Origin of the sequence: Massilia sp. Root133, assembly GCF_001426525.1 — a bacterium.
Taxonomy (GTDB): domain Bacteria; phylum Pseudomonadota; class Gammaproteobacteria; order Burkholderiales; family Burkholderiaceae_D; genus Telluria; species Telluria orientalis.
The window spans coordinates 392,022-404,183 of the sequence record NZ_LMEW01000034.1; the positions used below are offsets into that span (position 1 = coordinate 392,022).

Below are 12,162 nucleotides of genomic sequence, written 5' to 3' on the forward strand. Positions count from 1 at the left end.
GTCTCCTTCTACCAGTAAGCCGCAGTGCGGTAGTAACGCCGGATGTGTTCCGTCTCGTGATAGCCCTGCGCCTTCTGCGGTTCCGCCGGCGCCGCGGGTTCGGGCTGCGCTTCCGGCGCACGCGCACGCGCGGCCGCGGCGACGGCCAGCGCACCCAGCGGCGCGGCCTTCAACAGGCTGCGGCGGGTCGGATCGGGTTGCTTGTCATCGTTCATGATGGTCCTCATGCGGCAATCGGGTCGGCGCTATCGAGCACGGCGAACGCCTGCGCTTCGATCGACAGGAAGGCGTCGACGACGCCTGCGACGATCCGGTAGAAATTCGCGTCGGCACTCCCCGCGATGTCGGCCAGGCAGGCCGCGTACCAGGGCCGGACATGCGTTTCGAAAAAGGCTTTTTGCACGGCGAGGCCGCGCGCCGGCATGCCGGGGCCGCCCTGGATCAATACGCGCATCGTCTCGCACAACGTGCCGAGGTGATCCTCGAACTCGCCCACGCCTGGCGCCCGCGCGAGACGCAGGCGCGCGAGGTCGTGGCGCAGGTCGGCCAGCGGCGCATCGTTCAGGTGGCCCGTGATGTAGAAGGAACCGTAAGGATTCAGCGGCGGCGTGCCGGTGCTGATGAACATGGCCGAGAATTCATCCGCCGCCGCGGCCGCATCGACGACGCTGGCGGCCTGGGTCAGCTTCAGCCAGGCGTCCTCGAGCGCGAATTCGCCGGCGGCGCCGATCGGATCCGCGGCGGCCAGTGCCGCGAGCAGCGCGGCGTCGGGCGGGGCCAGCAGCAGGCGTGCGAACAGCGCGTAGAAATCGGCGCGGGCCTGGTCCTCGTCGGCCAGCGGCGGCGCGACGGGGCTCTCCACGCCGTCATGCAAATTGGATGAAGCTGAACGCTGTTCGACGGACATGGTTCTCCCGTTGGCAAATATTCATGGGAAGTGTAATCCTTGACAACGCGAAGGCGCGCACGCTTGACGTCCACGCGACACTTCGTTGGCAACGCAACCAACGTCGGGACAAATTCCCTCGTTGCAGTAGGGCTTCACGTCTATAATCGAGACATCACCCGAAGGTACTTGCCATGATTGCCGCTGATACCACATCCGCACCCCTCGTCAACGTCACCGCACTCAAGTCCAGTTGCGCGGCCTGCAGCATGCACCAGCTGTGCCTGCCGATGGGCCTGGAAGACGCGGACATTGACCGCCTGGACCAGATCATCGGCAAGCGCCGCCGCCTGGAGCGCGACGAGCCCCTGTACAAGATGGGCTCCCCGTTCCGCAACCTGTACGCCGTGCGCTTCGGCCACTTCAAGACGTACCAGATCAATGCTTCAGGCGAAGCGCAGATCACGGGCTTCCAGATGGCCGGCGAGCTGCTCGGCATGGATGCCATCAGCGCCGACCGCCACCACTGCGACGCCGTCGCACTGGAAGACAGCGAAGTGTGCGAGATCCCGTTCGGGAACCTGCAGGACCTGTTCGGCCAGGTGCCGACGCTGTTGCGCCACTTCCACCGCATCATGAGCCAGGAGATCACGCGCGAACAGAACGTCATGCTCCTGCTGGGGAACATGCGCGCCGAGCAGCGCTTCGCCGTCTTCCTCATCAACCTCTCGGCCCGCTACGCGGCGCGCGGCTATTCGTCCACGCGCTTCCAGCTGCGCATGTCGCGCGAGGACATCGGCAACTACCTGGGCCTGACGATCGAGAGCATCAGCCGCCTGCTGTCCCGCTTCAAAAAGCTGGGACTCGTGCAGGTCGACAAGCGCGAGGTGGTGCTGCTCGAACCGGCGCGCCTGAAGGCGATGGCGGCCGGGACGGAGCAGTGCAGTCCGATGGCCTGACCTTTCGGTAGTTCCCGCTCTCCCCGTCCGCATCGACAATGCGGGCAAAGGAGATCCCCCATGCATATCAAGTTCATCCCCGCCGCCCTCCTGCTGGCCGCGGGCACCGTCCACGCGCAAGACGGCGCCGTGCAGATCTACGGCCGCCTCAACGTCGCCCTCGAACACGCGGAATCGTCCTCTGGCCCCGGCCTCGCGCGCCTCGTGAACAACCGCTCCGTGCTGGGCTTCCGCGGCGGCGAAGACCTGGGCGGCGGCCTGAAAGCCATCTTCCAGATCGAAGGCACGCTGTCGCCCGACACGGGCGCCGGCGCCCTCGCCGCACGCGACACCCGCGTGGGCCTCGCCGGCACGTGGGGCACGCTGTTCGCGGGCCACTGGACGACGGCGTACAACGGCGCCACATCCGGCCTCGACCCGTTCTATCCGACGACGGCGGGCTACATGAGCATCATGGGCAACGGCGCCGCGGGCGATGCGGACAACGTCAGCGACAAGTCGTCGTTCGACCGGCGCCAGTCCGATTCGATACATTACTGGAGCCCATCCTGGCATGGCCTGTCGCTGCGGGTGACGCACGGCCTGAACGAGGAAAAGCCGGCAAGCGGCGCGAAGCCGTCGCTGACGTCGGCCGCCGCGATCTACGAACGGGGCCCGTGGTATGCGGTGCTGGCGGGCGAACGCCACCACGCGTACCAGGGGCCGGGCCTTGACGACACGGGCGCGAAAGCCGCCCTCGCCTACCAGTTCCCGCAGACGCGCATCGCGGTCGTGGCCGAACGGCTGAAGTACGGGACGGGCGCCGGCGCGCTGGCGCGCAACGCCGTGTACCTGTCGGTGTCGCACCAGATGGGACCGCACGGCATCCGCATCGGCATCGCGCGCGCCGGCGACGCGAGCGGGCCGACCGGCACGCGCATCGGCTTCGTGCGCGCCGGCGCGGGCACGGGCGCCACGCATGCGACGCTCGGCTACGACTACACGCTCAGCAAGCGCAGCAGCCTGTACGCGTACACGACGCGCCTGGACAACCGCGCGAACGGCGTCTACGACTTCGCGATCAACGGCCTGGGCGCCACGCCGGGCGCGACGCTCAAGGCGTACGTGTTCGGCATGCGCCACAACTTCTGATCACACGTAGCGTTCCAGCGTGATGACGCGCGGATCGGCATACACGGCCTCGATGCGCGTAGCGTCATTGGCCGCCGTGATGTCGACCCACGACATGAAGAACGACCACGGCGCGCCGCCTTCGAGGCTGCTGTCGATGTCGGGCAGCGAACCGTTCTCGGTCATCGCGATGAGCTTCGTGCCGTTGCTCAGCGCATAGGCCTTGTCGAACTCCGCCTTGTTGTTGATGTAGACGAAGTTGCCGGGGTAGGAATCGATGCCGACGAGATCGACCTTGTCGTTCCCCGGATACCAGGCAGCGTCGTCGCCGCACCAGCACCACAGCAGGTTGTGCAGGCCGTGGTAATTCACGAGGCGGTCGTACAGCATGTCCCACAACTGCTTGTACACGGTGCTGCCTTGCGCGCTCCACCAGAACCACGTGCCGCCGGCTTCGTGCAAGGGCCGCCAGATGATGGGGACGCCGGCATCGCGCAGCTTCGCGAGCTGGACGGCGATCGCGTCGATGTCGCGCAGGGTGTCCGCATATTCCTGCGTCCCCTTCCGCACGGCCCGGGATGCATCGAATGTCGTGAACTCGGTGTAGAACGTGTTCGTGCCGACGGTGCCGCCCGACGGCGAATGCCAGTGCCACTGGTAGGCGATGATGGGCTTGTCCCCGTGGTCCCGGCGCCATGCGATCGAGTTGGCGATGGACGGGTCGGCCGCATCGGGACCGAACGTGAAATAGCCCGGCTGGCCGGTGCCGGGGTTGACGGCGTCAGCGTCCCACAGCCAGGAATACATCGGGCTGTAATGTTGCATGTCGAAGCCCCGCAGCAACGGGTAATGGCCGGTCAACGTCTTCACGTAGTCGAAATGATCCTGGTCGGTCTGGCCCGAGATGATGAACTTGCCGAATGTCGACAGCAGCCAGCTGTACAGAGCCTGGGCGGCGGGCGTCGCGGCCGGATCGACCGGGGTGGCGTCGATCGTGAAGCGCCGCACGACGCAGGTCGAGGTCGCGCCCGCCTGCCCGCAGGAATCGATCGTCACGGTCGCGGGTTTCGGCGCCGCCTGCCGGGATGCGGCGACGGCGTCCTCGTTGCCGGCGCGGCTGGCGGTGCCTCCGCATGCGCCCAGTAATGTCGTGGCCGCCGCGGCGCCGGCGCCCTTGAACAACAGGCTGCGGCGGGTCAAAGAAATTTTTGTATCGTTCGACATATTGTCTCCTCCATCAATGGGTCGGCGTTAATTTCACGCTACGTTTCCCAGCGAAAAATTAACGACATCGATTATTCCACCGGCCCCTGCGCATCCCTCCGAGTCCCCTTCGCCGCCCCGCTGTTTAGTGACGTTTCCCGCAACAGCGTCGATTCCTCCCATGCTCACCCAGCGTGTTTCGCGAAACAACGCTAAACAACGCCGATTTCGCGCCGTGTTTCGCCGGTCGACAAACCCCGGCATCAATAATTCGTACATCCGGCGTTAATAAATTGTCTTTTGCAAGATGTTTTTTTATTGGCGCCGGATTTACGTAGATGCACACCGGTAATCGCCGCACTCGACGGCTGGACAACCAGAAGGGGACACATGAAACGCACCAACAAGACTGCCATCGCACTCGCCGTCGCTCACCTGGCGTGGGGAACGGGCATGGCGCACGCGCAAGCGGACAACGAAGGCAAGGCCGTCGTCGTCGTGACCGGCCAGCGCGCCGCGCTGGCCTCGGCGCAAAAACTCAAGCAGGATGCCGACGAGATCGTCGATTCCGTCGTCGCCGACGACATCGGCAAGCTGCCGGACCGCTCCGTCACCGAGGTGCTCCAGCGCGTCGTCGGCATCAGCATCAACCGCCAGGCGGGCGACAACGAACGCTTCTCGGTCGAGGGCGCCGGCGTCAACATCCGCGGCCTGAACTACGTCCGTTCCGAACTCAATGGACGCGAGGCGTTCGCATCGAACGGCGGCCGTTCGATCAGCTGGGGCGACATCCCGCCCGAGCTGATGGCCGGCGTCGACGTCTACAAGAATCCGTCGGCGGAGCAGACCGAAGGCGGCATCTCGGGTCTCGTCAACCTGCGCACGGCCCTGCCGTTCGACTTCAAGGGCCAGCGCGGCGCGCTGTCCGTCGAGGCGACGCATTCCACGCTCAGGAAGGGCAAGCCCGACCCTTCCCTGTCCGGCCTGTACTCGAACCGCTGGAAGACCGGCTTCGGCGAATTCGGCGCCCTGGTCGATATCGCGTCGTCGGACAGTTCCACGCAGACGGACACGTTCCAGTTCGAACCCTTCTTCCCGCGCACCGACATCCAGCCGGGCCGCACGGTATGGATCCCGAAAGGCGCGCAATGGCGCAACTACCAGTACGACCGCAAGCGCCAAGGTGCCTACGGCGCCCTGCAGTGGAAGCGCGACAACCTCCAGAGCCACCTGACCTATTTCCAGTCGCGCTACAAGGACAGCGCGAATGAGCAGTCGATCTTCTCGTCGGCCAGCCCGTACGACCTGAAGGTGAGCCCCGATACCGTGTACGACGCGAAGGGCGCGTTCGTCACGGGCACCATCAGCGACACCACGAACGGCGGCATCCCGTTCAGCAATGCGGGCGGCTTCAACAAGGGCGATTCGAAGACCACCGACGTGTCCTGGAACGTGCAATGGAAGGTGGCCGACAACTGGACGCTGACGAGCGACCTGCAGCACGTGCGCTCCACCGGCAGCCACTTCACCTCGGCGGTCGGCCTCGGCATGCTGATGCCGAACGAGAGCCTCGACCTGCGCGGCAGCCTGCCGAAGATTAACTTTACCGATTCACAGCGCGCCTTCCTGGCCGATCCCGCGAATTACTACTGGGAGTCGACCATGGAGCACCTCGACAAGACCGACGGCACCATGAAGGCCTGGAAGGGCGATGCGCGCTATGCGTTCGACCATCCGGTGCTGCGCGACGTGCGCTTCGGCGTGCGCCTGACGGACCGCGAAGCGCGGACGGTCAATTCCGATCCCAGCTGGAACTGGGCCGGCGTGACGCCGCCGTGGCTGCTGGGCTGGGACATTCCGAAACTGGCCTACCTGAACGACCCGCGCTTCAACGCGCCGCACGTGACGCAACAGTTCAACAACTTCTTCGGCGGCGACGTCAGCGTCCCCGCGGTCGTGTTCCCGGCGCCGAGCGTGGCCAGCGGCTATCCGGCTTCGTACCAGACGCTGCATGACTACCACGACGCGATCCTGTGCCCCGAGCGGATCGCGGCCAATGGCGGCGATGGCGGCAACCCGTGCCAGATCTGGAAGGCGGCGAAATTCGGCGGCGACAACCCGGCCGGCACCAACGACCAGAAAGAGAAGACCCGTGCGTTCTACACGCAGCTGCGCTTCGGCTTCGACGACCTGAAATACCCGATCGACGGCAACATCGGCCTGCGCTACGTGCAGACCCGCTCGCACTCGACCGGTTACATGTCGTACACGCCGGGCGCGCCGTTCGGGCAAGGCTCGCAGGCCACCGGCATCCCGGTTCCGTACATCCCCGCTTACCTGAACAAGAGCGATGTCGAGAACAGGTACAACAACTTCCTGCCGACCGTGAACCTGCGCCTGAAGGCCAGCGACACGCTGCAGTTCCGCCTCGCCTACGGCAGGTCGATGTCGCGTCCTGACTTCTCGCAACTGCAGGCCTACACGACGCTGTCGCAGGAAATCGTGTCGTCGGTGAACGAGGAGACGAAGGTCGTGAACGTGACGGCCGTGAACCGGACCGGCAACGCGCAGGGCAATCCGGCGCTCCGCCCGATCACGTCGAATCAGCTCGACGTCACCGCGGAATGGTATTTCGCCAAATCCGGATCGCTGACGCTGGCGCTGTTCGACAAGCACCTCAAGGACGTGATCATCAACCAGACGACGTCGGTGGGCCTGCAGGATATCAACGGGAACACGCAGCAATTCCTGGTGACGTCGCCGGTCAACGGCGCGAAAGGCATCGCCCGCGGCGGCGAGATCGCGTACCAGCAGTATTTCGACAACGTGCCGGACTGGCTGCGCGGGATCGGCGTGGCGGCGAACTACACCTACGTCCACAGCAAGCGCAGCCTGTACAACCCGGTCTTCAGCGAATACTGCTCGGGCGGACAGAACGCCGCGAACATCAACCTGAACCTGAACGGCTGCGACATCGACGGACGTGCCTTCGGCAACCTGCCGCTGCCCCAGTTGTCGCAGAACGCCTACAACCTGGCGATCCTGTACGACCAGGGACCGTGGTCGGCGCGCCTGGCCTACAACTGGCGCTCGCGCTACCTCCTCAGCACCAACACGAACGGGACGCAGGGCAGCAACGGTACCGACACCAATCCCGCCAGCCCGACCTTCGGCCAGCACAACCTGGCCTGGGGCCTGCCGCTGTGGGCCGATGCTTACGGCCAGCTGGACGGCGGCGTCTCGTACAAGTTCAGCGAGAACCTGAAGTTCGACTTCCAGGCGCAGAACCTGACGGACGCCCGCTACAGCCAGACCATGCACCAGGGTATCGGCGACAAGGTGCGCGCCGTCTTCGTCTCCGGACCGCGCTACAGCCTGCGCGTGGGCTACACGTTCTGATCTCCACGCTCTGATCTCCTTGCCCGGGCAACCGGGCCTTGCGGCCGCGCCTCCCCGGCGCGCGCCTTTTTTATTCGGAATCATCATCCTATGTTGAAAGCACTCTTCACCGTCCTGCTGCTCGGCGGCGCCATCCCGCACCAGGCGTACGCGCAAGGCGTGACGGTCCCGGTGGCGCCCGGCACCCCGGGCAAGTTCACCGAACTGGCGCAGCGCCCGCAAATGGGCTGGAACACCTGGAACACGTTCGCCTGCAACATCAACGAAAAGCTCATCCGCGACGCGGCCGACGCCATGGTCGCCAGCGGCATGCGCGATGCCGGGTATGTGTACCTGAACATCGACGACTGCTGGCAGGGCGAGCGCGACGCGCAGGGCTTCATCCATGCCGATCCGCAGCGCTTCCCGTCCGGGATCAAGGCGCTGGCCGACTACGTCCACGCTAAAGGGCTCAAGCTCGGCATCTATTCGGACGTGGGCGACAAGACGTGCGGCGGCCACGCGGGCAGCCGCGGGCACGAGTACCAGGACGCGCTGACGTACGCCGCCTGGGGCATCGATTACCTGAAATACGACTGGTGCAATACCGAGGGCCTGAGCGCGAAGGGCGGCTACACGACGATGCGCGACGCGCTGCGCGCCGCCGGCCGCCCCGTCCTGCTGTCGATCTGCGAGTGGGGCGACAACAAGCCCTGGGAATGGGCCGGCGACGTGGGCCATTCGTGGCGCACGACGGGCGACATCTATCCGTGCTGGGACTGCGAATTCAATCACGGCGACTGGTCATCGTTCGGCGTGCTGCCCATCCTCGACAAGCAGGCTGGCCTGCGCAGGCATGCCGGCCCCGGACGCTGGAACGACATGGACATGCTGGAAGTCGGCAAAGGCATGACCGAGGACGAGGACAGGGCCCACTTCTCGATCTGGGCCATGATGGCTTCGCCGCTGATCGCGGGGAACGACATCCGATCGATGTCGGCCGCCACGCGCGCGATCCTGACCAAGCGCGCCGTCATCGCCGTGAACCAGGATGAACGGGGCATCCAGGCCTGGCGTTTCATGAACGACGGCCAGCTCGAGATGTATGCCAAGCCGCTGGCGAACGGCGAATGGGCGCTCATGTTCCTCAATCGCGCCGACCACGCGCGGCGCTACCGGTTCGACTGGAACAGCCATACGCTGTCCGACCGCGTCAGCAACAACAGCGTCGACTTCGGGCAGAAGCGCCACCGGTTCACCGACTTGTGGACCGGCGCCACGGGCGACACCGGCAAGCCGCTGGCGCTGACGGTGCCTGCCCATGGCGTGGTGCTGCTGCGCCTGTCGCCCGACTGACGGCGTGGATGCCCGGCCCGCCTTGTGATAAGGTTGGGCGCATGACTGTTTCGCGAGTATTCGCCGCCCTGGCGGCATGTCTGGCGCTGTGCGCGTCGACGACGGCCCTGGCGGGCGAGCTGGAAGTGTTCCATTACTGGGACCTGGCCGGCGACGCCAGGGCCATCGCCGTCCTGAAAGCGACGCTGACGCAGGAGGGCGAGACCTGGCGCGATTTCGCGGTCGCCGGCGGCGGCAACGGCATGGCGCTGACGCTGCTGAAATCGAGGGTCGCGGCCGGCAACCCGCCGACCGCCGCGCAAATGAAGGCGCCCGCCATCGCCGCGTGGGCGCAGGCCGGGCACCTCACCAACCTCGACGACATCGCGCGCGCCGGGCGATGGGACAAGGTCCTGCCCGAGGCGATCAGCGCGCGCATGAAATACAACGGGCACTACGTCGCCGTGCCCGTGGACCTCCACCGCAACAACTGGTTGTGGATTAACGCGCGCGTCCTGAAAGCGGCGCGCGCGAAGGCGCCCACGACGTGGGACGAGTTTTTCCAGGCCGCGGAACGGATGAAGCGCGCGGGCTTCATCGCCGTGGCCCACGGCGAGCAGCCCTGGGAAGACCTGCGCCTGTTCGAAAACGTCGTCATCGGCCTGGGCGGCGCGGAGTTTTACCGGCGAGCGCTCGTGCAACTGGAACCGGCCGCGCTGACCAGCCCGACGATGGAACGCGCGCTGGCGACCTTCAGGCGGATCAAATCCTATACCGGCCGCTCGGCCTACCAGAATGACTGGATCCAGGCGTCGGCCCTGCTCACCAGCGGCAAAGCGGGCATGCAATTCATGGGCGACTGGAACAAGCCGGTGCTGATGGAGGCCCGCAAGACGTCGGACTTCGAGTTCGAGTGCCTGCCGGTGCCGGGCGCCACCGACGCGTTCGTGTTCGACGTCGATTCGTTCGTGATGTTCAAGGTGCAGGGCGAAGCGAAGGTCGGCGCGCAGCGTCACCTCGCCGCCGCGCTCCTGCGTCCGGACATCCAGGAACGGTTCAACCTCTACAAGGGCGCCCTGCCCGTCCGGACCGACGTCGATCTCGGCCGCCATGACCGCTGCGCGGCAGCGTCCAGGGCGGCGTTCCAGCACGCGGCGCGCACCGGCGTCCTGGTCCCGAGCATCAACATGTCGCAGCCGCCGCCCGTGGAAGACGCCATGCGGGCCATCATCAGCGATTTCTGGCGCGACGACCGCGTGACGCCGGCCACGACGATCGCCCGCCTGCAGGCGCTGGCGGCCAGCCGCTGATCACGCGGTCTGCCTCCAGGCCTGCTTTTAAGCGTGCTTTTGCGCCGCGATCCAGCGCTCGACGATGTCGCCCAGCACGTCCAGCGGCACGGAGCCGTTGCGCAGCACGACGTCGTGGAACGCGGGTAGCGAAAACTTCGCGCCCAGTTCCTGCTTCGCGTGCTCGCGCAGGTCGACGATGCGCAGCATGCCGATCATGTACGCGCACGCCTGGCCCGGCCACGCGACGTAGCGCTCCACTTCCTGCGCGCCGATGCCGTAGGCGATGGCCTGCTCGCGCGTCCAGCCCTTCGTGTGCAGGCCCGTGTCGACGACGAGCCGGCGCGCGCGGAACAGTTCCGAGCCGAGGGCGCCCAGCAGGCCCGCGACGTCGCCCTCGTACCAGCCCTGCTCCACCGCGAGCCGCTCCGCATACAGCGCCCAGCCTTCGCTGTGCGCGCTGCCGCCGCCGAAGATGCGCTGGGCGCGGAACTTGGGCAGGTCCGTGCGCTCCTGCTGGATCGCGAGCTGGAAGTGGTGGCCCGGGACGGCCTCGTGGTAGGACAGGCTGCGCATGCGGATCACGTCGAACGTGGGCCCGCGCATCGGCACCCAGAAGATGCCGGGGCGGCTGCCGTCCGGCGCGGGCAGCGAATAATGCGCCGCGGCCGACGGCTCCGTCAACGGCGGCTCGCGGCGCACGTCGACCGGCGCGCGCGGCTTCAGGTTGAACAGCGCGTCGCTGCGTTTCGATGCGTCCTGGACGATGCTTGCATAGCGCTGCAGCAGTTCGGGGCGCGGATCAGGGTTACCCGACCCCGCGGTCTTGGGCTGGAACGTCGCATCCAGCTGCTTCATGCGCTCTTCGATGCCGCCTTCCGCGTAGCCGAGGGCGCGCAGGTGCTTGTCCATCTCGGCCTCGATGCGCGCCACTTCGCGCAGGCCGATCGCGTGGATCTCTTGCGCCGTCAAATTCGTGCTCGTGTAGGTCTTCAGCGCCTGCTGGTAGGCGGCCGCGCCGTTCGCCAGGCGCGCGATGCCGGCCGTGTCGTTCGTCTGCGGATGCAGCTCGGCCATGTAGGCCTGCACGCGCAGGTACGCGGGGCGGATCTTCGTCTCGACGATGCGGGTGGCGGCGGCGATGGCGTTGGCGCGCGCATCCGGCTTGAGGTCCGCGAGCTTTTCGGTGCGCTGGGCGAACGTGGTCACGAGGACGTTCTGCTCGGCCGCCGGCTTCAGGAACAGGTCGACCTGGTATTGCGCGCGCTCGAGGATGAAGCGCGGCGGGACCAGGCCGCGCGCCGTGGCGGCGCGGGCGCGCGCGAGGGCTTCGTCCATGCGCGTGGCCACCTGGTCCAGGCGCGCCAGGTAACTGGCGACGTCGGACGCGCGGCGCAGCGGATGCGTCGTCGTCATGAAGTTGACGAGGCCGACCTGCGTGCCGCCGAACTGGTTGAAGACGAACTGGTAATCCTCGTATGGCGCGCTGGCGACCGTGTTGGCCAGGCTCCAGCGCATCACGGACGCCGACGTGCGCTGCTCTTCGCCCAGCGGTCCGGCGAGGAATTTGTCGAGGCGCGCCACGCCGGCCTGCGCCAGCGCGATCATCTTCTTGCGGTGCGCCTGCGTCAACGGCGTGAGCTGGCGGTCCAACGCGTCCTGTTCGGCGCCGTCGAAGTATTGCGTCGACGTGGCGAGCTGCGGATTGGCGCGGACCCAGTCGGCGGCGAAACGGTCGGACCAGGTGTCGAAGGCGGCGTCGGGTTTGACCGCCTGTGCGGTTTGCGCGGCCGCCGCGACGTTGGGCGCGGCGGTGCCGAGGACGAGGGGAACGAACAGGGTGGCGATGGCGGCGGCCGTTCGGGCGCGCGCGTGAAGACGGGGTTGTGGCATCTCTCTCTTCCAGTGGTAGTGGGTTCTTGTTCCCGCCGGGTAGGCTGGGCGAGGAAGAATCTACCATGGATGAGTACCAAATCGTCGCCCCTGCGAAGGCAGGGGCCTG

The 12,162-nt window shown here is 66.6% G+C and carries 9 protein-coding genes; 5 read left to right on the forward strand and 4 right to left on the reverse strand.

Features of this window, described 5'->3' with window-relative positions; translation table 11 throughout:
* Positions 1-8: 8 nt before the first annotated feature.
* Positions 9-215: a twin-arginine translocation signal domain-containing protein gene (locus ASD28_RS26225; RefSeq protein ID WP_229412170.1), complete on the reverse strand. Its 207-nt coding sequence runs from the start codon at positions 213-215 to the stop codon at positions 9-11.
* Positions 216-223: 8 nt separating this feature from the next.
* Entirely contained in the window at positions 224-907 is a 684-nt protein-coding gene (locus ASD28_RS26230; protein WP_056135660.1) for a molecular chaperone, read from the reverse strand.
* A gap of 173 nt (positions 908-1,080) precedes the next feature.
* Here ASD28_RS26230 and fnr point away from each other — a divergent pair, with 173 nt between their 5' ends.
* Both fnr and ASD28_RS26240 read left to right on the forward strand, forming a co-directional pair.
* Complete coding sequence (fnr, locus tag ASD28_RS26235; RefSeq protein ID WP_056135663.1) at positions 1,081-1,845, forward strand: fumarate/nitrate reduction transcriptional regulator Fnr; 765 nt, start codon at positions 1,081-1,083, stop codon at positions 1,843-1,845.
* Between the two features lie 60 nt (positions 1,846-1,905).
* Positions 1,906-2,976 carry a porin gene (locus ASD28_RS26240; RefSeq protein ID WP_056135665.1) on the forward strand — a complete coding sequence of 357 codons (1,071 nt, stop codon included), beginning with the start codon at positions 1,906-1,908 and terminating at the stop codon, positions 2,974-2,976.
* Here ASD28_RS26240 and ASD28_RS26245 read toward each other — a convergent pair whose 3' ends face one another.
* A complete protein-coding gene (locus ASD28_RS26245) occupies positions 2,977-4,179 on the reverse strand; it encodes a glycosyl hydrolase (RefSeq protein ID WP_082577406.1) in 1,203 nt (400 codons plus the stop codon).
* 369 nt (positions 4,180-4,548) lie between these two features.
* Between ASD28_RS26245 and ASD28_RS26250 the strand changes: the two genes are divergently transcribed.
* From ASD28_RS26250 to ASD28_RS26260, 3 genes are all read left to right on the forward strand, one after another.
* A complete protein-coding gene (locus ASD28_RS26250) occupies positions 4,549-7,557 on the forward strand; it encodes a TonB-dependent receptor (protein ID WP_056135671.1) in 3,009 nt (1,002 codons plus the stop codon).
* 90 nt (positions 7,558-7,647) lie between these two features.
* Entirely contained in the window at positions 7,648-8,892 is a 1,245-nt protein-coding gene (locus tag ASD28_RS26255) for a glycoside hydrolase family 27 protein (protein WP_082577407.1), read from the forward strand.
* A 41-nt stretch (positions 8,893-8,933) separates the two neighbouring features.
* The gene (locus ASD28_RS26260) at positions 8,934-10,181 is read left to right on the forward strand and encodes an ABC transporter substrate-binding protein (protein ID WP_056135675.1); all 1,248 of its coding nucleotides are present in this window, start codon (positions 8,934-8,936) and stop codon (positions 10,179-10,181) included.
* A gap of 27 nt (positions 10,182-10,208) precedes the next feature.
* On the opposite strand, the gene ASD28_RS26265 is transcribed toward ASD28_RS26260, so the two are convergent.
* Positions 10,209-12,053 carry a DUF885 family protein gene (locus ASD28_RS26265; protein ID WP_056135678.1) on the reverse strand — a complete coding sequence of 615 codons (1,845 nt, stop codon included), beginning with the start codon at positions 12,051-12,053 and terminating at the stop codon, positions 10,209-10,211.
* Between the last annotated feature and the right edge of the window lie 109 nt (positions 12,054-12,162).